This window comes from Brachyspira sp. (genome assembly GCF_029258575.1).
Classification (GTDB): domain Bacteria; phylum Spirochaetota; class Brachyspiria; order Brachyspirales; family Brachyspiraceae; genus Brachyspira.
Map to the genome: position 1 here is coordinate 39,797 of NZ_JARHYI010000154.1, position 23,391 is coordinate 63,187.

The following is a 23,391-nucleotide window of genomic DNA, read 5'->3' on the forward strand; positions in this document are numbered from 1 at the left end:
AAACTATAAAAAATCTAAATATATATTTTTACTTCAATGAAAAAAAATCTTCTAAAAATCGTCCTACACCGTCTTCATTATTAGTTAAACATATATAATCAGCTTTTCTTTTTACTTCTTCTTCCGCATTTTTTACAGCAACACCAATACCAGCATATTCTATCATTTCTATATCATTATAATTGTCTCCAAAAGCTATTACCTCTTCTCTTTTTATTCTTTTTTTATTGCATAACCATTCCAAAGCATTGCCTTTATTTATACCATAAGCTAAAACCTCAAGAAAATTCGTATGAGAAAATGAAGTATGAACATTAAAATTATTTCTTATCTCATCTTGAAGTTTTTCAAGTTTATCTCTATCCCCTATAAACACCATCTTACTAAACTCAAAATCATTAACATTATCAAGTCCTACAATAGCATCTGTAATTTTTTCTCTTTCAATATATCTCTTATAATAAAAATCTGGTTCGGATACTATATATCTTCCTCCACTGTAGACATGAAGATAAACATCATATTTATTATAAAGTGCACAAATTGATTTTGATGTAGAAGAATCCATTACTTTATTATAAATAAAATTACCATTAGTATCTGCTATTACAGCTCCGTTAAAAACTATAGAATGATTATCATTTTCAATCATATTCTTATAACGCTTCATACCATTAAATGGTCTTCCTGTAGAAAGTATTATTTCTATTCCTTTTTTCATTAAAGATTGAAAAACTTTTTTATTATAATCACTGATAGAACTATTTTCATTTAAAAATGTTCCATCCAAATCTGTTACTATTAATTTTATATTATTTTCTTTAGGCATATTAATCATAAAAATATATTATCATAAAATTTATCAAAAACAAGTGCATTATAATAATAAATCTTCTTCGCTTTTTTTATTATAATTGGATTTTATAGGCTCAAATGAATATCTATGCATATCACTAGGTCCGTACATCTCTATAGCTTTAATATGTTCTTTTGTGCCGTATCCTTTATTTTTAGAAACTTTATATTTCTGATAAAAATCAGGAAGTTCATTCATCATTTTATCTCTAGTTACTTTAGCAATTATACTTGCACATCCTATACTATAAGATTTAGAATCCCCTTTAATTATAGAACATTGCTTTATATCAGTATCTAATTTTATAGCATCTATTAAAAGCATATTAGGTTTTATACTTAAATTTTCAACTGCCTTAGTCATTGCCAATTTAGAAGCATTATAAATATTAATTTCGTCTATAGTTTTGGAATCAACAGAATAAACACTATAGCATAAAGCTTTATCAATAATTTTATAATAAAGTTCTTCTCTTTTTTTTGCGGTAATTTTTTTAGAATCATCAATTTCTTCTACTATATTTTCTTTAATCAATTCAATATCTTCATTGAGTTCTAAAGGCATTATAACTGCCGCAGCCGTAACAACTCCAAATAGACAGCCTCTTCCAACTTCATCAATGCCACATATATATTTGTACCCTAATGATAAATATTCTTTTTCATATAAAAATTTATCTAATTGAAATTTATTATCCAAAAAACTATCCATAAATTAATACACTATTATAATAATTTATACGCTAAAAATACAGCTATCATAACAGCTAAAACTGAAATAGATAATATAGTTATATCATTAATTTTGCTGCTTAATCCTTTATTATTATATACAACTTCCCTATTTTCGATACATTTAATCAAATCATCATTGGATGAATTATGTGATTTATTAGAATTAGTATTCTTTTTATATGATTCAGATTTTTTATTTACAATATTCAATAACTGTTCATACTTTATATTATTGCTATCTAAAAGATCATTTACTGACTTGATAAACTCATCATTTTTCAATTCCTGATTTTCAAGCTTTTTATATATAATATTAGTAAATTCATCAAACTGGGAATTATCTTTATTTAGAAATTTACTAATCTCCTCTTCTAAATCTTTATGATTCTTTCTTATATCTGAAAACTCTTTAAAATTCTTCAAATTCTGTTCAAGCATCACACTGTTATAATTAGTATTATTTTTTTCTATTTTCTCATCTATCTTGGCATCTACACTGCTTGATAATTCTTCTTTAAATCTATTAAAATTATCTTTCTCTTCTTCTAGAAATTTACTTTGTTCTTCTAGTTTAGTATTCAAACTATCTATTTCTTTTTTATTTTTTTCATTATCATCTGAATAAGTATTTAATTTATCATTAATATTGTTAATTAATTCATCATATTTGGAATTGTTCTCATTTATAGAATTATTAATATCAGATATAGAATTATTAATATCAGAAATATTTTTATTAATAGAATTTCCCAAATTTTCATGATTCTTTCTTATATCTGAAAATTCCTTAAAATTCTTCAAATTCTGTTCGAGCATTACATTATTATAATTAGTATTATTTTTTTCTATTTTCTCATCTACACTACTTGATAATTCTTCTTTAAATCTATTAAAATTATCTTTTTCTTCTTCTAGAAATTTAGCTTGCTCTTTTTTACTCTCATTCAATATATTAGTTAAATTATCTATTTCCTTTCTATGTTTACTTGATTGATTTGATAATTTTTCATTAACATCATTAATCAAATCATCATATTTTATATTATTCAAACTTATAGCATTATCAACTTTTTCTACAGTTTCTTCCAAAGCAGATTGACTCTTTTTCAAATCATCAATTTCATTGAAAGTCTTTAAATTCTGATCCAACATTACTGTACCGAATTGATTTTCTACAGAAGAAATTTTTTCATCATATTTATTTTTATTTCTATCTATTTTCTCATTTATATCCTTAATAATATTATCATAATTTTTACTTAAATCTTCTTTTTCTTTCTTTAATAATTTTATTTGATCTTCTTTACTTTCTTCTAACTTAGTATGCAAATTATCTATTTCTTTTTTATACTCATCTGCATATGAACCCAATTTATCATTAATTCCATTTATAAGCTCATCATATTTTATATTACTTCTATTTATAGAATCATTAATTATATTATTGATATTCTTATTAACAGAATTTTCAAAATCTTTATGATTCTTTTTTATATTTGAAAACTCTTTAAAATTCTTCAAATTCTGTTCAAGCATCACATTATTGTAACTGGCATTATTTTTCTCTATTTTCTCATCTATCTTTTCATCTAAATTATTATAAAGTTCTTCTTTAAGATTATTCAATACTTCTTTTGAGTCTTCTATAGATTTAAATTGTTCTTCTCTACTGCTTTCTAATTTATCATTCAAATTACTTATTTCTTTTTTGTATTCTTCTAAATAAGAATTTAATTTATCACTAATATCATTATATTTAATATAATTTTCATTTACAGAACTTTCTAAATCTTTATGATTCTTTTTTATATTTGAAAATTCCTTAAAATTCTTCAAATTCTGCTCAAGCATTATATTATTGTAACTGGCATTATTTTTTTCTATTTTCTCATCTATGATATTATACAATTCTTCTAATTTATCAGAAATAGCATTATTTTCTAAATCATTTTTATTTAAAGTTTCTAATAATGATTTTACAAACTCTTCATCTTTTAAAATATCTTTTATAAAATTTTCTTTTTCTTCTACAGGCATATCTTTAGAAATAGATTCTATATTTTTTTCTAATTTATCTATTCTTTGAATGATATCAAAAACTTTATTTTCATCATTACCGTCATTAAAATCTTTTCTTTCATTTAACATATCATCATTTAAACCCATTACAATATTCCTTGAATTTATATTGTTAACTTTATAAAAAAAAATAAAAGATAACAGTAAAATATCGTCATAAATATACTTATAATTTAAAATACTAAAAAAATTATTCTTGATATAAATTTATTTATGCTTTATATATGTATAAATTCAAAAATATATCAGAGGTTAATATTGGCTAAAGTATTAGGACAAACAACTCCGCTTAAAATAATGTCAGGTATATACAAAAGTGGCAGACTTCATCATGCCTATTTATTTTATGGAGATGAAGGAGTAGGCAAATTTGAAAGTGCTTTAAATTATGCTAAAGCAATTTTATGTGAAAGTGGCAATGGAACATACTGCGATGAATGCAAATCATGCAAAATGATAGATCAATATAAACATCCTGATGTTATAGTAGCCGCAACTGATGAGAGATTTAGAAATGCTGAGATTTATTTCAATCAATATTTGGAATATAAGTTACCGCATTTATTTAATAATTTTTACTCTGCCTGCCGTTCTATACTATATAAAGTGGAATCTATGCTATTTGACAGCTATGACAATTATCCAAATAGTGAACCTAAAGAATATATGCTTGGAAACAAAAAAGAAACATCAAGATATGCCCTAATAGAGCCTTATTATTTGGCGGTGAATTATACATTAAATGAATTAAATGCAGATAATGTAGAGTTTATAGATTCAATATTTAGAAATAAGTCCAAAGAGGCTTTAAATATAGCAAAAAATAAAGGTACTAAAAAGAAAATCTCAATAGAAGGAGATTTCTTCAATGCTTTAAAAAAAATATATTATAATATCATACATACTGTAATACCATTGGATACGGTAAGAAATATTATAGAATTAACATATAGAAAGCCGAGAATATCAAGTAAGAGAATAATTATTATAGAAGGTATAGAATTAATGGATAAAAGAGCTCCTAATATATTTTTGCGTACTTTAGAAGAGCCTTCGGATAATAATATATTTATTTTAATAACATCTGATACCAATAAGTTGATACAGGATGGTATGAAACCTCTGAGATCTCGTATGATGGAATTAAAATTTTCTTCTTTATCCGAAAATACATTAAGATCTATATTAATGAAGAGATTAAGACTAAATGAAGAAAAAACTGCCCTTGTATTGGAAAATTCTTATGGAAGTGTATCCAAAGCTGTAAAATATGTACTTGACAAAAAATCAAATACAAGCGATAATATACACAAAGTATTATTATCTTTTATGGGCGCTGCTTTAAATAATACCCCTTCTCAAATAGCCTCACTAACAACACTATTATGTGAAGGCGAATATGAGATTGTTGATACTATTAAAGAAATGATTAATATTCTAAAAAGGTCTTTAGAAGATAAATATCTTGAAATAGAAAACCGAGATTATATTCTTCCAAGTTCTATTTCAGATGAAAGTATTGTATGGACTATTGATGAGTTAGATTTAGCAGTCAATACCCTAATTAATACAAATACTCAACCTAAAATGCTGCTTTATAAAACTTTAGGCAACATTTATATGTGGTTACACAATTATAATAAAAATTTATAGGAGTTATACATGAAAAAATTATTTCTTGTATTAAGCGTAATGATTCTAGCTTTAAGCCCAGCATACGCACAGGATGAAAATGCTGCAGATACTACTGCTGCTACTGAACAAACTACTGATACTGCTGCTACTGAAAATCAGAATGCTGCAGGAGATACTAACACAGTAGATGGAATAAAATCGTTTGCCCCTTCATTTACTGATTTAAGAAATACTGATGACGTTGCTCTTGACAAAGAATATAATCTTCTTCAAACTAATCTTACAAAAATAAGAGAAGATTATCTATTTAGAGTACTTTATAAAGCTAATAAAATACTAGAGCGTTATACTAATGTTAATTTTACTGATACTAATGAAATGTTCTACAATGCTGTTTATTTCTACGATTTAGTTGCTAAACCTATCGCTAATGATAATAATGTGGATATGGCTCTTCATGAATTAGATAAATCTTTTAGAATTTATAATGAAATAAAGCCTATTTATGAAATACTTGGTAAAACTAATGAATTAAAACAATCAGACTATGAATTAAATCTTTATGCAGGTATTTTTAATCTTTTCAAAGGTACAGCAGGTTACTATGCAAAAAGCAGATATCATTTACTAAAAGCTTTAGACAATGAAATTACAGGTGAAAATGATACTCAAAAAATGATCATGTTAAACACTTATTTAGCTGGTGTTAACTATAACTTAGCTACTATCAATCAAAATAGTGATGTAAGTAAAGTTTATTTCTTGAATGAAATGTTCAATAACCTTTGGGATTTAACTACATTAAAAACTGAAGATGAAAGTATTAAAACAGCTAAATATAAGTTGTTAATCACTAAATATCATAAAATATTATACACTACTTCTGACAGATTCAGAACTACATATTCTAAATACTATGACGAGTTAGGTTTCGTTTATGGTAATACTGAAGATGAAGTATTAAGCAGAGAACCAAGAGCTGTTTACAGAGATTATGAAAACGAGGCTGCTGATCCTAGTACTACTACAGAAACTCCTGCAACAGAAAATACTGAAACAACTAATTAATTTTTATAATTAATTATCAATATAATTAAAGGCATGCCATTAATTTGGTATGCCTTTAACTCATTTAATAGTAATTTTTATCAATAAGTTATCAATATTATTTAATAACTACTTGACATTAATTTAAAATAGTTTATTATATTAGAAGTTTATATTAAAATAAAAAATGAAGGAGTAAAATTATGTTTGAATTAATGAAACTTCCATATGGAAAAGAAGATTTAGCACCACATATGTCTTCTAATACTTTAGATTTCCACCATGGAAAACACCTAAATACTTATGTAACAACTCTTAATGATTTAGTATCTAAAGATGCATCATTACAGGGTAAAAGCATTGAAGAATTAATAACTTTATCATATAACAATGCTGATAAACAAGCTGTATTTAACAATGCAGGACAGGTTTATAACCATGAAGAATTCTTCAAAATGCTAAAAAAAGACGTAGCTATACCTGCTGAAGTAAAATCAAAAATTGAAGCAGATTTCGGTTCATTTGATGCTTTTAAAGAAGCTTTCACTACAGGCGGTAAAACTCAATTCGGTTCAGGATGGGTTTGGCTTGTTATGAATAATGGTAAATTAGAAGTTAGAAAATATTCTAATGCTATGAACCCTGTAGCTGACAAAATACATGGTGTTTTAACTTGCGATGTTTGGGAACATGCTTACTATTTAGATTATCAAAACAGAAGACCTGATTTCTTAACTACTTTTGTTGATCATCTAGTAAATTGGGATTATGTTCTTGAAAGAATCAAACTTGCAAAATAATTTAGTTTAAACTAATTATTTATATTTTTTTAGGAGAATTAAAATGAAGGATTTAAAAGGTACAAAAACTGAAGCAAATTTACATGAAGCTTTTGCTGGAGAATCTATGGCTAGAAATAAGTACACTTATTTTGCCAGCGTAGCAAGAAATGAAGGTTATGAGCAAATTGCTGCTATTTTCCTTGAAACTGCTGAAAATGAAAGAGAACATGCTAAAATACACTTCAAATACCTTAATGGTATAGGTGATACTCTTCAAAACTTACAATCTGCTTGGGAAGGTGAAAATGAAGAGTATGAACATATGTATCCAAGAATGGCTAAAGAAGCTACTGAAGAGGGTTTTGAAGAAATAGCTCGTTCTATGAAATTAATCGGTGATGTTGAAAGAGATCACAGAGAACGTTATGCTAAATTAAGAGAAGCTGTAAAAAGCGGAAGCGTTTTCAAAAAAGCTACTAAAGTTCAGTGGAAATGTAGAAACTGCGGTTTCATAGTAGAAAGCGAAGAAGCTCCTGCACTTTGCCCTGTTTGTAAACATGCTAAGAAATTCTTTGAAGTACGTGTTGAAAATTATTAATCGTTTTTAACAATTATTTCTTAATAAAAAAAGAAGAGGGAAAATTATTATCTCCCTCTTCTTTCTTATTTTAAACTATTAATTTTTTAGTATAATCAATAAAAGAACTAAATATTCAAAAATTATAGCCTCTATTCGCATTTCTCTATAAAAATAATTCTTTCTAATAAATAATAAAGTATCAATAAATCAAAACTAACAATATAATCATGTGATGAATTATAAATTGCATCATAATAATTTAAAAATACTACATATCCATCCCTGCCTCATCAATTAAGATGAAAAAATTTGACTTCTTTTTATACCTGCAAAACAATTTAAATTAAAATGATCATAATTAAAATAATTTTTATATACATCAAATAAATTATTATCTTTTATAGCAACAGTCATTTTATCCACAACCTTCTTTATAGCGTAATATTGTTTTTCTGATTTATAAATATATTTTACTTAAAAATAAAAAATTATTAAATACTTACATTATTATATTTTAATGAACATATAACACCTTTTATAGTTTTTTTTCAAAAATATTGATATTTAATACAAAAAAGAATTGCAATTAAGAAGTTTTTACTATAGAATGGCTAATTAAAATATTTTTTATTCAATTCATATCTAAACAAAAAGGAAAATAATTATGTCTATTAAAATAAGAGAAGCATTAACATTTGATGATGTATTATTAGTACCAAAAGAATCTGATATACTTCCTAAAGATGTTTCTTTAAGAAGAAAACTCACAAAAAAAATAACATTAAACATTCCATTAATAAGTTCACCAATGGATACTGTAACAGAGTCTAAAATGGCAATTGCTATGGCATTATGTGGTGGTTTGGGAGTAATACATAAGAATATGCCTTTAGAACAACAAGTCAAAGAAGTTGAGATAGTAAAAAACTTTAAAGATATAGAAAATAAAGAAAATGTTACACTGTCAATCGATGGTTCTTTAGTAGTTGCTGCAGCAATAGGAATATCTGAAGATAGATATGAGAGAATAGAAAAACTTATAGAAGCAAAAGTTGATTTAATAGTTATAGATACGGCTCATGGACATTCCAAAAATGTATTAAATGCTATAAAAGAAATTAAGGATAAATACAAACAAGTTGAGGTAATAGCTGGAAATATAGCAACTGCTGATGGAGCTAAAGCATTGATTGATGCTGGAGTGGATGCTATAAAAATAGGAATAGGTGCTGGTTCTATATGTACAACTAGAATCATTGCAGGAGTTGGGGTGCCACAGCTTACTGCTATATACGATGCTTCTGATATAGCTAAAAAAAATAAGGTAGGTGCTATAGCTGATGGAGGAATAAAGTATTCTGGAGATATTGTAAAGGCATTTGCTATAGGTGCTGATGCTATTATGGCTGGGGGGCTTTTCTCATCTACTTATGAAGCTCCGGGGGAGGTAATTATAATAGATGGAAAAAAATATAAGCCTTATAGAGGAATGGGGTCTGTTGGTGCTATGATACATGGAAGTAAGGACAGATATTTCCAAAGTGAGGTTATAAATAAATCTAAATTTGTACCTGAAGGAATTGAAGGGGTTACAGAATATAAAGGTCATGTTTCTGATGTTGTATATCAAATAGTTGGAGGGATACGAGCTGGAATGGGCTATATAGGTGCTGAAAATATAGAAATGCTTCAGGAGAAGGCTGAATTTATAAGAATAACAAATCAAGGTTTGGCTGAAAGTCATGTACATGATGTAAAAATAACTTCAAAAGCACCTAATTATTAATTTATAAAAAGCTAGCTGATAACTATATTAATTTTTGTTATCAGCTATTTTTATATAATTTATCTATCATAATAATTAAGAAATTTAATTTTATAAAAACTTGAATTTTTTAAACTCTTCTTATATAATTATTAGATTATAATCAATTTTTTAATTAAAAATTAAGGATATACAAATGTCATCTAATAAAAAATTTGTACCTAAAAAGAAAAGCACAGTAGTAAAAACTTTACAATGGCTTGGAGTATCCGCTGTTTCAATACTTTTGATAATTTATTTTTTAGTAGTAGATACTAGAGGAAGTCAGAAAACTCCTACAATTGGTTCAGTTAATGGAAAACCTATATACTATACAAGTACCAGTCCTTATGGAAAAGCTTTTAAACAGATAGAAACTAATTATCAACAGTTAGGAATACAAATTAATAATGAGATGTATGACTATATAGATAATTTAGCATTTAGAATAGCAGTTTCATCAATTTTATTGAATGATATAGCAAAAAAAAATATTGATGTAAGCGATAATTTTATAGTTGAAGCTATGAAAAGTGAATTCATAGATAATAATGGTGTTTATAATCAAATGGCTTATGAATCGTTCATTAAAAACTCTTCTCAATCTGAAAAGGTAAAAATAGAAAAAGATTTAAAAGAAAATATATTAGCACAGACTGTTTCTTCAGAATTATTTGCTTCTGTAAAATTAAATTCTTTAGAAGTGCAAAGAGAATACAAAAAGAATCTTACAAGAAGAGATATTGAAATGGTTTATATAAATGCTGCAGAAATAGTTCAATCTACTGATATATCTGATGCAGATTTGGAAAAATATTTTAATGATAATAAAACTAATTTTGCTCAGGCTGATATTTCTTGGATAATATTAGAAAGTGGCGGTGTAGCTGATAATTTACATAAATCTCTAAAAGATGATATAACTTTATTTGAAAAAAGTGCTATGGAAAAGAGTATTGATACTAATAATTATAAATTAGGATATATTACAAGAATGCAAATGCCTTCTGAAGATTTTGCTAATAAAATTTTTGCTGATAATAAAGGAAATAATCTTTTAAAACCTATATATGCTAATGGTTATTACTATATTGTATTAGTTAATGATATCAGAATACCTGAAAAATATACAGATGTTAATAAAGAAGTATTAAAAAGAGAATATCTAAATGTTAATATAAATACACTTTTAGAGGCTGAAAAAACAAAACAAGCTGAAGTATTGAAAGCTGCAGTATCAGGCATTAATAATTTACAAACTTTAAATGGTAATGGATATATTAAATATTATAAACCTGCTCAGGCATTTTCTTATAATCAAGGAAGATTAAATACTGTAGAGGGTGCTATAATACCAGATTCTGCTTCAGAAGCTTTTTATATGCATGCTTTCTCTCTTCAAACAAATCAAATTAGTGATGTTATAAGATTGGATAATGGTGTTGCCGTTATGAAACTTGTATCGGAAGAAAAACCTAATATGGTTACATTAGCTTCTATAAATAGGGCAAATATAAATAGAAATACTGTACAAAAAAGAATTAATTTGATACAGAATGAATGGGAAAATCAGCATATTGCAAATGCTAGAGTAAAAAAACATGAAGTAAGATAATTAATATAAAAGGCAATTATATAAAGATAAAAGCTATTATTAAAAATATAATTGCCATTTTTATATTTATTATAATAATACCTGATATAATAAAAATATAAAGACAATCATATCATTCTCTAAAGCCTATAACTAAAATTTTTATAAATTTAAATGTATCAGACATGATAATAGTATGCGATTCATATATTGGCAAAGTTTATAGCAATGAATTTACAAATTTTTAGAACATTGCCATTATAAAAAATAATGCAATATAAAACATAAAAATCATATAAAATAAGTTTTAGTCTTAAAAAATACTAAAGTAAAATGCTAAATATACTTAATGTAATCACTTTCTGCAATACTTTAAGCTAAATAAGAGAAAAAGCTACTCCATTTCCTTGAAAACCTATTCTATTTGCTGGAACATGAAAACAATATTCAAATAATGCAATACTCCAGCTTATCAATATTATCATAGATAATGATAATTTAGGAAAACTTTTTATCTCACTACCAAGTCATTATAATAAATGCATTTGAGAATACAAGAAGTACTATAGTTATTATTCCTTTCAAATTATATTTTAATACTATATTTTTATATCATAATGAAATTCTAAAATATTACAAATTATAAAAAATAATTTATATATGTTATTTTGTTAAAATAATAAGCCCCTATTATTTAATAGGGGCTCACAGTTTAATTAAATGAAGGTTATAAAATATATTGTATCAATTTAGGGATACAAAGTTGTTGACATCATTAATGTTCTCTAACATTTGTTAGTATATTCTAACATATTTCAGTACTTTGTCAATACCTAAAAAAGAAAAAAATAATTTTTTTTTTAATTATTACACTCCCCTACATAGTTTTTATTAGATTTTTCTATGATTATTTAATTTGGCTCTATTAATATGAAAAAATATTAGAAAGTGAAATACTTATTCTAAGAGAATAAAAAATGATAGTAAAGATGACTATAAAGGATTATGTTTTATACTTCAGGATAAAGAAACAATATATGCTTATGAACATGCTTTTGTGATGAAGAGGTAAAAAATGCTTTGAAAATCAATTAATAAGATATAAAAGTTATGGTTTTGTTTTATGAGCTTATTAGTTAAAGAAAATAATGAATTTATAGGAAAAGCTGAACTTACTATGTAAAAATATGTAAAAAATAGATAAAAAAATAAATGATAATGATGCACTTCTTGAAATAGGATATTTATTTAATAAAAATTATTGGCATATGGGATTAGTAACAGAAACTGCTATAGTCTGTAAAGATTATGCTTTTAATGTTTTGAAAGAGAAAAGAGTTTATTCTATAATAAGATATAATGATACTGCATTGCAAAAAGTTACAATTAGAAACGGTATGAAAATTATAATAATATAATAAAATATTACTATAATATTTATTATATCATTATATATTTTGTGCTGAAAACAATAAAAAAGAAATGACTAATTAAAGCCATTTCTTTTATAAAATTCAATTAAAATTTGAAACTATTAATCTGAGTAACCATATCCTCTATTTTACTTCTCACTTCTTTAGTAGAACTTGCATTAGATTCAGCCAAAGTACTATTTTCACCTGTTATAGAATTTAATTGTATCACAGAAATATTTATCTGATTAATACTATCAGCCTCCACAACAGCACGTTCAGATATTGAAGTCAATTTAGTAAGCATATCTTGAGCCAAAGCCTCAATATCACCAAGTATCTTAGATGATTTTTCTACAGCCTGATTTCCTATATCTACTTTACTTAAAGCATCATTAATAGTATCAGTTATATTTTTAGCAGTTTCATCTACATTTTGAGCAAGAGAACGTATTTCACTAGCTACAACAGCAAATCCCTTACCTTGCTCTCCAGCACGTGCCGCCTCTACAGCAGCATTCAAAGCTAATATATTAGTTTGAAAGGCAATTGATTGTATAAGTTTAGTCATATCTGCTATCTTTTTACTCGATTCTAATATTTCATTCATACTATTTATAATTTCAGAAGAAGATTCAACACCTATTTTTGTAGCATCTACAACTTTAGTACTCATATTTTTAGCATCATCAGAATGAACATTAGTTTCATCAAGAGATGTTGATAATGATTCTATTAAACTTGATAATTCCTCAAGAGATGAAGCCTGAGTAGTACTTCTATACGATAAATTCATAGTGCCTTCTGATACAGTATCTATTTCATTATTAATAAAATGAAGTGATTCTTGAATAAAATGAATAGAACTTCCAAGAGATTTCTGCATATCTTTAATACTATTAACCAAAACACCTGTTTGATCAGATTTTTTCAATAATTTTTCATCAAAATTGGCATTGAAATGCTTATCAGACATATTTCTAATAACCTCTATAGCCCTGTCCAATGTCTGAGATAAAGGATTAACATTAAACATTACAAGTAAGAACTGAATACACAAGAAACCTAAAGCTACTATTACCATTATAATAGACAATGTAAATATTCTAGAATTAAGTCTTTTACTGCTTCCATTTCCTACAATAAGCCAAGGAGTATCATCTATTTTATAAACGGCTGTCCACTTATCTTTTCCTAATTTAACACTGTCAAGCTGAGGAGCATTAAATTCTGTATAAATAGTTCTCTGTTCATTAAATAACAAATTATTATCACTATGAGTGATAAATCTTCCGTCATTCAATGCTATAAAAAATTTACTTTCATTATCAGAAAGTAGTAATTGAGATATTCCTGTAAATGATATATCTATACCTATTACACCTTTAAGTAAACCATTAGACATAATAGCTCTGGATATAGTTATAACAATATCTCCTGTCTGAGCATCTTCATAAGGAGAACTTGTATATGATAAAGAAGGATTTTTAACAGCTTCAATATACCATTCTCTTGTAGTCTGGTCAAAATCTACTAATTTATCTCCAAATACTACTACTAATGTACCTCCGTCTTTATATGGAACAGTATCAGCAAAATATATATTTTTGATATCATTTCTTTTTCTCTTAAGTTCCTTAAAAGAATTAAGCATTTGAGTATAATCTGTTTCATACATACAATAAGAACTTAAAACATCTATTTGCGAATTAAAATAACTAATCCAGCTTGTAACTAAAGTTTTATTTTCATATATACCTCCTCTTATATCCAAAGAAAATTCATTCTTATATCGAGGTATAAAATATAAAATCAATCCTGTAACAATAATCGCTATAAAAATAGAAAAAGGAATTAAAAATTTTAGCATTAATAGATATTTCTTTTTATCATTCATATATATTTCTCCGAATAAAACTCAATAAATAGTATAATTTTTTATTTTTATTGTCAAGTATATTTTTTGTATACATAATTTTACTAAAAAATACTATGTTAATATGAAATTTAAAAAAAATCATAAAAAATGAGACTTAAAATTAATTAAGCCTCATTTTTATTATTATAAATTAGTTATTTTTTAATTTTTTATATCGAGTAAATCATCTCCAACATTTATGGAACTAGAATTAGTTTCATCTATATTGGAATAATCATCAGAATTTGTAACTATAATAGGTGTTATAACAGGATATCCTGCATTTTTAATACCTTCAATACTAAATTCTAATAATAAATCACCCTTCTTAATTTTTTGTCCTTCTTCTATATGTGAAGTAAAATGTTCTCCATTTAACTTAACTGTATCCATACCTACATGTATCAATAATTCAACACCATTATCAGAAGTTAAACCTATAGCATGTTTAGTAGGGAAAGCAGTTTCTATTACACCGTCAAAAGGAGCATATACTTTACCTTCAGTAGGTTCAATAGCAACACCCTTACCCATAGCACCGCTTGAGAAAGCCTCATCTTGTACATTTGATAATTTTACTATTTTACCATTTATAGGAGCATATACCTTATAAGCAACTTTATTTGAAACTTCTTTTTTCTCTTCTTTTTTATTATCTGAAGTTTCCTTTTTAGTTTCTAAATCTCCATTATCTGATATATCTTGATCACTTATAGGATCCTGTAAATAATCTTCTAATTTTGATTTTATTACAGTAACTTTAGGACCGTATATTACCTGTATACCGTTTCCTTTCTTAATGATTCCTGCAGCACCGCTAGCCTTTAATGAAGCATCATTAACTTTACTAGGATCAAATACTGTTATACGAAGTCTTGTAGCACAGCAGTCAACATCGCTTATATTTTTCTTACCGCCAAGTCCTGCAGTGATTAAAGGAGCTTCTTCATATTGGAATAAAGGATTAGTATCAACAGCTTCACCACTTGCAGCAGCCTTAGCAGCAGCTACATCAGCTCTTCTATACAATTTAGGCTCTTCACTATCAGGTTCTCTTCCAGGTGTTTTCCAGTCAAATTTCTTTATTAAAGTAGAGAATAATAAATAATATATAAAGAAGTAAGCAGCACCTACTATTACAATCCATACCCAATTAGTTTTAGCATTTCCTTGTATTATTCCAAATAAAAATAAATCTATTAAACCACCTGAGAAAGTTTGACCTACTGTAACATTAAGTATATGCATAAGCATAAAAGATACACCAGCAAGTAAACAGTGAATAGCATAGAATATAGGAGCTACAAATATAAATGTAAACTCTATAGGTTCAGTAATACCAGTAAGCATTGCTGTTAAAGCTGCTGAGAAAAGTAAAGCACCTACAACCTGTCTTTTTTCAATTCTAGAAGTTCTATACATAGCCAAAGCAGCACCTGGTAACCCAAATATCATAAATGGGAATTTACCAGTCATAAATCTAGTAGCTTCAACACTGAATGAAGTTGTTGTAGGAGAGCCTAATTGAGCGAAGAATATATTCTGAGCACCTTCTACTAATGTACCATCTATCATCATAGTACCACCCAAAGAAGTCTGCCATAATGGTGTATAGAATACATGATGAAGTCCGAAAGGTATCAATGCTCTTTCTATTATACCATAAAATAATGTACCCACATAACCAGAACCAGCTATTAAATCTCCCAATTTATTCATTATAACCTGTACAGGAGGCCATACATAATACATCAATATACCAACTATTAAAAATACTATTGAAGATATTATAGGAATAAATCTTGTACCGCCGAAAAATGATAATACTTGAGGAAGTTCTATAGTATAATATCTGTTATGCAAAGCAGCGACTCCAAGTCCAACTATTATACCACCGAATACACCCATTTGAAGCGATAATATACCAACAACATTAGTAGTAGAACCAGCTAAAAGTTTATCAGCTCCCCCCATAACTGTTATCATCTTACCTATAGAAGCATGCATTACAAAAAATGCTATAGCACCTGATAAAGCAGCAACCTCTTTTTCTTTCTTTGCCATACCTATAGCTACACTCATAGCAAATATAATAGGTAAATTGGCAAATATTATATTACCAGCCTCACTCAATACCGATAATATATCATAGGCAATAGTTCCAGGACCTAAAATACCCATTAAATTATAAGTTTCAAGCATTGTGGTATTAGTTAATGAACTTCCCACTCCAAGAAACAGACCTGCTACGGGAAGTACAGCTATAGGAAGCATGAATGATCTTCCTATTCTTTGTAATACACCGAAAATTTTATCCTTCATAATAAAGACTCCAGATTGTTAAAATTTTTTGATATTATAATATTATGTATACTTGTATCACATATATAAATTATAAAGTCTTATATTAAGTATAATAATTTTTTTTATAATTGTATACATTTTTTGATATTAATTTTATCTTTAATCATCAATAATATGATTTTTTACCAAATAATCACAAATTTTGATGATAAAATATATAACATTATATTATGTAACAAAATCTTATAATGTATAATCAATATTTTAAGATGATTTTATATTGAGTATAGGTTTTAATCTGTCTATTATTTCCGCTGTAGGTTCTATAAGTTTCTCTATTTTCTTTGAATTTTTATAAGCCTGCGGTGCTTCATCTAATGTATTTTTTGAAATACTGCTAGAATAAATGCCTTTCATAGAATCAACAAAATCTTTCATATTTATTTGCTTTCTCGCCTGCATTCTTGATAAAACTCTGCCTGCTCCATGTGGTGCCGAATAATTCCAATCATCATTGCTTTTACCATCGCATATAAGTATACCATCACGCATATTAAAAGGTATTATCATCTTTTCTCCCTTATAACTTCTTATAGCTCCCTTTCTTATGATAAAATCTTCAAAATCTATAAAATTATGTACTGATGAAAAGCTATAATCTGTTTTTATATCAAGAGCATCTTTTATAATTTGAAGCATAGTTTCCCTATTTACCTTTGCATAATACTGTGCTGTTACCATATCTATGCAGTAATCAAACATAGCTTTGCCATATATATAATCACCGCTTTTTATTATTTCGCTGTACTCATTATATTCTTTTGTATTTTTATCCTCTATATTATGAACACTATTAATAAAATCTTTTGCTTCTTCTATTCTTTTTTTATTTTTTCTTATATGATATTCGCAAATCATTTTTCCGAAATTTCTTGAACCAGAATGTATTGTAAGAAAATAACTTTTATTTAAAGACTCCCCTATCTCTATAAAATGATTTCCACCTCCGAGAGTACCTATTGAATTATTGAATTTTTCCATATCCATTTCTATTCTGGCACATAGATTTTCTATATAATTTTTATCAATATTAAAAGTCCCGAATTTAGTATTATATTTTTTATTGTATTTTATTACAAAATGTCTTATAAGTTCATTTAATTCTTTAAAATTAAAAAGATTATTAAAATTTTTCTTATGAGTTTTATGTCCCATAGGAATATTCTGCTTTATAGTTTTATCTATTTTTTCTAATGAAATTTTTTTTATATCATTATTTAATTTGGAAGAAATCATTCCGCAACCTATATCAACGCCTATATGAAAAGGATTCACTCTATCAGTTAAAGGCATAGTAAAACCTATAACTATACCCTTTCCTATATGAGTATCAGGCATTATTCTTACCTTTACATCTTCGCTTACTTTTTCATTTAAAATACTATATATTAAACTGTAGGATTCTTCATCAACATTATCAGTAAAAATTTTACAGTCTTTATTGTATTTGCCTTTCAATTCTATCATAAAGAACCTCCTCATATTATGCAATATAAATACTATAATGATAAAATTTGTAAAAAATTAAAAATAAACTTTTATCATTAAGAATTTAATATAGAATTAACTTTATTAATCATTTTATCTCTTGTTTTATTCCTCAATTTTTTAATAGGAATATACCAAACAATTTTATCTATTAATTTATAGAATATACCTTTATATTTATTCATAGCAAATATATTCATATATTCAAATGTATTGTCTAAAAAAAATGGAGTGAGTGTAAAATATTCCCAAAATTTATTATAATATAAATTTATTCTGCAAGCATAATTATTATTTAGAGGCTTGTTATTAGCCCCAGCAAAATAAAATGTAACAATTTTTATTTTTCTATTTTTATCAGCATTTTTTACATAAGTATCAACACCAAAATCCATAAATTGTATTTTTTCTTTAAACAAAAAATACAATATATGTTCTTCTGTATATATAATATCTGAATATTTATTGACGCATTCATCAATTAGTTTTTCTATATTTTCTAAACCTATTTCTTCTCTTATCTTTTTTAAGTTAAATAATAGCACACCGCTAGTTAAATATTCATTATTTGGATCTTTTATGCCGATGCTATTTAACCATTTTTTTAAATCTTCTGGCAATTTAGCTACAAATATTTGTGGAATACAATATAAATTTGATATATCAAAATTATACACATTATATAAATTATCTAATATTATAGAGTCAGCATCAATTAATAGAATTTTATCTAAATCTTTGAATAAAAATGGTATATCCAATTTAAAAAATACACTATAATGCCAAGTATGTTTAGATTTTATTGTATCACTTATATTTTTATATTTTTCTATATTAGTTGATTTATAAAAACTTATTTCACAATTTTTTATTTCTTTTAATTGCATTATTTTTAATTTATTTTCATTTGTGATATCTACTTCAATGATATGAAAATGAAATTTATCTTCATCATTAGAATTCTTTAATACTGAAACTATTAGAGCAGACAAATAGTTTACAAAATTATTATCTGATATCAAGCATATATTCATTGTTTCATTCATTTGGATACTCTATATAAAGTTAAGAATCTTCTAATTTAATTAAAAAATTATATATTATTTAATTAATAAAAACAAATAAAAGTTGACAAAATATTAACATACAGTATTATATATAAATACAATATTTTGATACAGAGTTAAATAAGTTAAATAAAAAGAGAAAAACAAATGATTAAATACAGAGAAATTAATTGCAAATCTGCTCTCAATAAAGTAGATAATGAATACGGATTCTGCTATGATTTAAATATATACAGAGGCTGTCTTCATAAATGTTATTACTGTTTTGCTGTTTATTCTCATAAATATATTAACTCTAAAGATTTTTTTGGAGAGATATTCGTAAAAAAAAATATTGCCGAAATATTGGAAAAAGAATTATCATCAAGGAATTGGAATAGAGATATAATTAATCTTGGAAGCGTTACAGATAATTATCAGGAAGCAGAAAAAGATTATAAACTTATGAGAGATGTTTTGAAACTTCTTATAAGATATAAAACTCCTATGTGCATATCAACAAAAAGCGACTTAATATTGAGAGATTTTGATTTGATAGATGAGCTTTCAAATATAGTGCCTGTGAGAATAGCATCTACTATAACAACATTAGATGAAAAGTTATCAGCTTTAATAGAGCCTAATGTAATAAGCCCTGAAAAAAGATTAAATATGCTAAAAGAGTTTAAAAAGACAAAAGCAATAGTTGCAGTTCATACTATGCCTGTAATGCCTTTCATAACTGAAGACTCTATTGAAGATATTTTCAAAAAATCAAAAGAATATAGAATAGATTACTGTGCAGCTGATGCTTTGAAATTAAGAGGCGAATGCAGAAAAATATATCTCAATTTTGTAAGGCAGGTATTTCCAGAGCATTATAAAAAATATCTATATATTTACGGTTCTAATGGCATTCTTAAAGATGAGTACAGAGAAAAGCTATATAATAAAATAAAAGCCTTAGAAAAAAAGTATAATATCACATATAAAACCAAAGAAGAACTCAATACTGAAGACAGCGTTTATAATAGATACAATAATAAAACTCTAGAAGAAGCTCCTACACTATTTTAAAAAATTCAAAACCTAATAAAAGCTTGGGCGGGTGCCTAAATTTTTAAGTACGCTATAAAGATAATTAAATTTAAATTTTGTAATAAAGTGATAAAGAATAAAGGGCGGGGTATGTAAATTAAGTTTTAAATTTTATTCTCACTCCCCACCCTCTAGGTTTATAACTTTAATTTACAATTTTTGTATTATTTCTCTTTTTAACTCTACACTGTTATTTCTGCTGCCCACCCTAGCTTTATTTAAACTTATTGCTTACATAATGCATAAAGATTTTTATATGTTGATAATAAAAATTACTTTATTAATAATTAAAAAAATATTGCTTCAAGACTCTGACTCTCGATTTTTTAATTTAATAATCTTAAAATATATTGAGTATTTATAAAACGCTCAAAATTTTTATTATTCAGCACCTAATTCTCTTAACTTTTCTAATGCTGCATCTTCATTGGCATAATATAAAACACCATCGCCGTCTTCATCAGTGCTGTTTACATCTATACCCAAATCTTTAACCAAATATTCAAATACTTCTACATTGTCATTCAAAGCCGCCATATGAAGTCCGTTTGCACCAGTCGTATTTGTAGAATTTACTAAATCAGGATCGCCCTGTATAAGCATTCTTAATACATCAACATTACCAGTACCGCAAGCCCATAAAAATACATTCCAGCCATCATGATCTAAAATATAAAGATCTGCCCCATTATCAAGCAAATATTTCATTATACCCAAATCTCTATAAAATGTAGCAAACATTAAAGGTGTAGCACCTCCTGCTGAATAGTTGTCGTCCATAAACTCGCTGTATAAAGAATTTTCACCGTAAGTTTGATTGATATCCTCACCTTCTTCTATCAATTCCATAACTCTTTTTAAACTATGATTCTGTATAGCTTCAAATATATCATACTCCTCGCTGTATTCTCCTTCCTCTCTTCCTGCATAAGAAAGAGAAGTATCCATATTAACAAATTTACCCTGAATTTTTACAACATTAGTATATGTTTTATGATATATATTTTCAGGAACACTTACATAAGAAGTTTTACTATTAATACTTACATTAGACTCTTCTTTTTTACCGCATGATATAATTAAAATAATTGATAATAATAAAGAAATCAATAATATGTTTTTTAATACTTTTATCCTTTTCATAAACACCACCGTATATTAATTAATAATTTTGAATTATTATACAATAAAAACAAATTATTTTCTATTATTGCTAATAAAAATTGCTCGCCAATTGAGTCTAGCAAATAAATTTACTAGACGCTCACAATTTTTTAATCTGTTGCTAATAAAAATTGCTCGCTAATTCAGCGATAGCAAATAAATTTACTAGACGCTCACAATTTTTTAATCCGTTGCTAATAAAAATTGATTCATTAAATAATTAAAAAATCTCGCTTTTAGGCTCTAGTAATAGCATTAATATACGATTGATTTTTCAGTATATTTATCTTAAACATACATTAACACATTTATAGAATATAGACAATTTTTATTTTTCAGAACCTGGCTCTTTTAGCTTTTCTATTACAGCATCTTTAACAGTATCGCAAGCCCATAAAAAAGAATTCCACTCATCAGTATCTTTAATATAAGGATCAGCCCACTATCAAGCAAATATTTCATTATACCAAAATCTATATAAAATACAGCAAATCAAAGGTACAGCATTTTCTAATTCCATAACTCTTTTTAAACTATGATTTTCTATAGTTTAAAATATATCATAATATTTACCGTATTGTCCTTCCTCTTATTTATAGAAAGTAAATTATTATCATTAACATATTTACCCTAAATATTTACAACATTACTATAAGTTTTATGATATATATTGTCTGAATTACTTACATACAAAGAATTATTATTTATACTATACTCTTCTTTTTCACTACCTAAAATTAATAAAGCAATAATTATAGTAAAATAAATTAATAATCTAAAATATTATACTATATACAACAAATGATTTTTATATATAAGAATAATTAAAGAATTTAAAATAAAAAAAATACCATTCATAAAATGATATGAAACGGTATTTATTTTTTAATATTTAAATTCTTAAAAAATTATAAAGCCTCAGAACCACCTATAATATCAAGAAGTTCATTAGTAATATGTTCTTGTCTTGCTCTATTAGCTTTATTCTTAAGATCTGATATAAGCCTCTCAGCATTATCTGTAGCATTTCTCATAGCAATAGCTCTCTCGGCATTTTCAGATAAGAAAGAACTAGTAAGCATAAAATAAAAGTAAGTTTTAATAGCCATAGGCACAACTTCTTTAAGTACATCTTCTACATTAGGCTCAATAACATACTCTAATTTTTTCTTGATTTTATGACCTTCTATATCTTCCTCATCAGGTATCATAGGAATCAAACTTTTAATTTTAGGTATATGTACAACCCTAGTATAATATCTTGTATAAATAACTTCTACCCTAGAAGCATTATCTACAGCATATTCATGCATGAAACGCTGCACCACAGTAGCACAATCATCAAAAGTGGATTCTTCATCTATACGAGGATATTTTCTCGCTATCGGTATACCCTGCTTTTCAAAATAAACCTCTCCCTTCTTACCAAGTACATGAAGTTGAACCTCTCTTCCATGCCTATGATGATGTCTTATTCTCTCCATAGCCTCATCAAATACTTTAGTGTTATAAGAACCACATAACCCTCTTGAAGAAGTTACAACAAAAAGTATTATATTTGTTATTTTTTTCTTTGGAGCAAGAAGTGGATGCACATGATCCATATCTGAATGGGAAAGCTCTTCTACTATTCTATTTAATTTCTGGGTAAAAGGACGCATTCCCTGTTCTATGGCTAAAATTTTAGCAGTTCTAGAACGTGCTATCATATCCATAGTTTTAGTTATTTTATGTGTACTTGATACAGCCTTAATCCTTGCCTTTAGTACATTAAGTTTCTCTGCCATAAT

18 protein-coding genes and 1 pseudogene are annotated in these 23,391 nt (G+C 26.2%); 8 read left to right on the forward strand and 11 right to left on the reverse strand.

The window, feature by feature from the left end:
* Positions 1–28: 28 nt before the first annotated feature.
* Genes Q1J76_RS12240 through Q1J76_RS12250 form a run of 3 tightly spaced genes read right to left on the reverse strand, consistent with a single transcriptional unit; the run spans position 29 to position 3,756 of the window.
* Positions 29–838 carry a Cof-type HAD-IIB family hydrolase gene (locus Q1J76_RS12240; RefSeq protein WP_300370897.1) on the reverse strand — a complete coding sequence of 270 codons (810 nt, stop codon included), beginning with the start codon at positions 836–838 and terminating at the stop codon, positions 29–31.
* A 39-nt stretch (positions 839–877) separates the two neighbouring features.
* Positions 878–1,567 (reverse strand): ribonuclease HII, encoded by a 690-nt coding sequence (rnhB, locus tag Q1J76_RS12245; RefSeq protein ID WP_367182154.1) that lies wholly within the window; start codon positions 1,565–1,567, stop codon positions 878–880.
* 14 nt (positions 1,568–1,581) lie between these two features.
* The gene (locus tag Q1J76_RS12250) at positions 1,582–3,756 is read right to left on the reverse strand and encodes a coiled-coil domain-containing protein (RefSeq protein WP_300370901.1); all 2,175 of its coding nucleotides are present in this window, start codon (positions 3,754–3,756) and stop codon (positions 1,582–1,584) included.
* A 171-nt stretch (positions 3,757–3,927) separates the two neighbouring features.
* On the opposite strand from Q1J76_RS12250, the gene Q1J76_RS12255 reads away from it, so the two are divergent.
* From Q1J76_RS12255 to Q1J76_RS12280, 6 genes are all read left to right on the forward strand, one after another.
* On the forward strand, positions 3,928–5,322 hold the full coding sequence (locus Q1J76_RS12255; RefSeq protein WP_300370904.1) for a DNA polymerase III delta subunit-related protein: 1,395 nt from the start codon (positions 3,928–3,930) through the stop codon (positions 5,320–5,322).
* Between the two features lie 9 nt (positions 5,323–5,331).
* Positions 5,332–6,372, forward strand: coding sequence for a hypothetical protein (locus tag Q1J76_RS12260; protein ID WP_300370906.1), 1,041 nt, complete (start codon positions 5,332–5,334; stop codon positions 6,370–6,372).
* Positions 6,373–6,554: 182 nt separating this feature from the next.
* The gene (locus Q1J76_RS12265) at positions 6,555–7,151 is read left to right on the forward strand and encodes a superoxide dismutase (protein WP_300370908.1); all 597 of its coding nucleotides are present in this window, start codon (positions 6,555–6,557) and stop codon (positions 7,149–7,151) included.
* 43 nt (positions 7,152–7,194) lie between these two features.
* Complete coding sequence (rbr, locus tag Q1J76_RS12270; protein WP_300370911.1) at positions 7,195–7,731, forward strand: rubrerythrin; 537 nt, start codon at positions 7,195–7,197, stop codon at positions 7,729–7,731.
* A gap of 646 nt (positions 7,732–8,377) precedes the next feature.
* Positions 8,378–9,499, forward strand: a complete 1,122-nt coding sequence (gene guaB, locus Q1J76_RS12275) for an IMP dehydrogenase (protein ID WP_300370914.1) — start codon at positions 8,378–8,380, stop codon at positions 9,497–9,499.
* A 175-nt stretch (positions 9,500–9,674) separates the two neighbouring features.
* Positions 9,675–11,132: a peptidylprolyl isomerase gene (locus Q1J76_RS12280; RefSeq protein ID WP_300370917.1), complete on the forward strand. Its 1,458-nt coding sequence runs from the start codon at positions 9,675–9,677 to the stop codon at positions 11,130–11,132.
* Between the two features lie 356 nt (positions 11,133–11,488).
* Here Q1J76_RS12280 and Q1J76_RS12580 read toward each other — a convergent pair whose 3' ends face one another.
* A complete protein-coding gene (locus tag Q1J76_RS12580) occupies positions 11,489–11,596 on the reverse strand; it encodes a DMT family protein (protein WP_367182155.1) in 108 nt (35 codons plus the stop codon).
* A gap of 783 nt (positions 11,597–12,379) precedes the next feature.
* Here Q1J76_RS12580 and Q1J76_RS12285 point away from each other — a divergent pair.
* Complete coding sequence (locus Q1J76_RS12285; RefSeq protein WP_300370919.1) at positions 12,380–12,529, forward strand: GNAT family protein; 150 nt, start codon at positions 12,380–12,382, stop codon at positions 12,527–12,529.
* Positions 12,530–12,629: 100 nt separating this feature from the next.
* Here Q1J76_RS12285 and Q1J76_RS12290 read toward each other — a convergent pair whose 3' ends face one another.
* The 4 genes from Q1J76_RS12290 to Q1J76_RS12305 form a co-directional block, all read right to left on the reverse strand.
* A complete protein-coding gene (locus Q1J76_RS12290; protein ID WP_300370922.1) occupies positions 12,630–14,420 on the reverse strand; it encodes a methyl-accepting chemotaxis protein in 1,791 nt (596 codons plus the stop codon).
* Positions 14,421–14,603: 183 nt separating this feature from the next.
* On the reverse strand, positions 14,604–16,763 hold the full coding sequence (locus tag Q1J76_RS12295; protein WP_300370927.1) for a PTS sugar transporter subunit IIABC: 2,160 nt from the start codon (positions 16,761–16,763) through the stop codon (positions 14,604–14,606).
* A 246-nt stretch (positions 16,764–17,009) separates the two neighbouring features.
* Positions 17,010–18,272, reverse strand: coding sequence for an RtcB family protein (locus Q1J76_RS12300; protein ID WP_300370930.1), 1,263 nt, complete (start codon positions 18,270–18,272; stop codon positions 17,010–17,012).
* 77 nt (positions 18,273–18,349) lie between these two features.
* Positions 18,350–19,339 carry a glycosyltransferase family 8 protein gene (locus tag Q1J76_RS12305; protein ID WP_300370931.1) on the reverse strand — a complete coding sequence of 330 codons (990 nt, stop codon included), beginning with the start codon at positions 19,337–19,339 and terminating at the stop codon, positions 18,350–18,352.
* 168 nt (positions 19,340–19,507) lie between these two features.
* On the opposite strand from Q1J76_RS12305, the gene Q1J76_RS12310 reads away from it, so the two are divergent.
* On the forward strand, positions 19,508–20,416 hold the full coding sequence (locus Q1J76_RS12310) for an SPL family radical SAM protein (RefSeq protein WP_300370934.1): 909 nt from the start codon (positions 19,508–19,510) through the stop codon (positions 20,414–20,416).
* A gap of 402 nt (positions 20,417–20,818) precedes the next feature.
* Here Q1J76_RS12310 and Q1J76_RS12315 read toward each other — a convergent pair whose 3' ends face one another.
* The 3 genes and pseudogenes from Q1J76_RS12315 to atpG form a co-directional block, all read right to left on the reverse strand.
* On the reverse strand, positions 20,819–21,580 hold the full coding sequence (locus tag Q1J76_RS12315) for an ankyrin repeat domain-containing protein (protein ID WP_300370939.1): 762 nt from the start codon (positions 21,578–21,580) through the stop codon (positions 20,819–20,821).
* Positions 21,581–21,980: 400 nt separating this feature from the next.
* Positions 21,981–22,369 (reverse strand): annotated as a pseudogene (locus Q1J76_RS12620) (ankyrin repeat domain-containing protein); the annotation flags it as partial.
* Between the two features lie 140 nt (positions 22,370–22,509).
* Positions 22,510–23,388 carry an ATP synthase F1 subunit gamma gene (atpG, locus tag Q1J76_RS12320; RefSeq protein ID WP_300370942.1) on the reverse strand — a complete coding sequence of 293 codons (879 nt, stop codon included), beginning with the start codon at positions 23,386–23,388 and terminating at the stop codon, positions 22,510–22,512.
* Positions 23,389–23,391: the final 3 nt, after the last annotated feature.

Bases quoted from the DNA above. Each gene is read 5' to 3' on its own strand.
- Q1J76_RS12240 (WP_300370897.1), bottom strand. From the start codon at position 838: ATGATTAATATGCCTAAAGAAAATAATATAAAATTAATAGTAACAGAT.
- Q1J76_RS12260 (WP_300370906.1), top strand. From the start codon at position 5,332: ATGAAAAAATTATTTCTTGTATTAAGCGTAATGATTCTAGCTTTAAGC.
- Q1J76_RS12265 (WP_300370908.1), top strand. From the start codon at position 6,555: ATGTTTGAATTAATGAAACTTCCATATGGAAAAGAAGATTTAGCACCA.
- Q1J76_RS12295 (WP_300370927.1), bottom strand. From the start codon at position 16,763: ATGAAGGATAAAATTTTCGGTGTATTACAAAGAATAGGAAGATCATTC.
- rbr (WP_300370911.1), top strand. From the start codon at position 7,195: ATGAAGGATTTAAAAGGTACAAAAACTGAAGCAAATTTACATGAAGCT.
- Q1J76_RS12315 (WP_300370939.1), bottom strand. From the start codon at position 21,580: ATGAAAAGGATAAAAGTATTAAAAAACATATTATTGATTTCTTTATTA.
- Q1J76_RS12305 (WP_300370931.1), bottom strand. From the start codon at position 19,339: ATGAATGAAACAATGAATATATGCTTGATATCAGATAATAATTTTGTA.
- Q1J76_RS12580 (WP_367182155.1), bottom strand. From the start codon at position 11,596: ATGATAATATTGATAAGCTGGAGTATTGCATTATTTGAATATTGTTTT.
- Q1J76_RS12310 (WP_300370934.1), top strand. From the start codon at position 19,508: ATGATTAAATACAGAGAAATTAATTGCAAATCTGCTCTCAATAAAGTA.
- Q1J76_RS12285 (WP_300370919.1), top strand. From the start codon at position 12,380: ATGGGATTAGTAACAGAAACTGCTATAGTCTGTAAAGATTATGCTTTT.
- Q1J76_RS12300 (WP_300370930.1), bottom strand. From the start codon at position 18,272: ATGATAGAATTGAAAGGCAAATACAATAAAGACTGTAAAATTTTTACT.
- Q1J76_RS12280 (WP_300370917.1), top strand. From the start codon at position 9,675: ATGTCATCTAATAAAAAATTTGTACCTAAAAAGAAAAGCACAGTAGTA.
- Q1J76_RS12250 (WP_300370901.1), bottom strand. From the start codon at position 3,756: ATGGGTTTAAATGATGATATGTTAAATGAAAGAAAAGATTTTAATGAC.
- atpG (WP_300370942.1), bottom strand. From the start codon at position 23,388: ATGGCAGAGAAACTTAATGTACTAAAGGCAAGGATTAAGGCTGTATCA.
- guaB (WP_300370914.1), top strand. From the start codon at position 8,378: ATGTCTATTAAAATAAGAGAAGCATTAACATTTGATGATGTATTATTA.
- rnhB (WP_367182154.1), bottom strand. From the start codon at position 1,567: ATGGATAGTTTTTTGGATAATAAATTTCAATTAGATAAATTTTTATAT.
- Q1J76_RS12290 (WP_300370922.1), bottom strand. From the start codon at position 14,420: ATGAATGATAAAAAGAAATATCTATTAATGCTAAAATTTTTAATTCCT.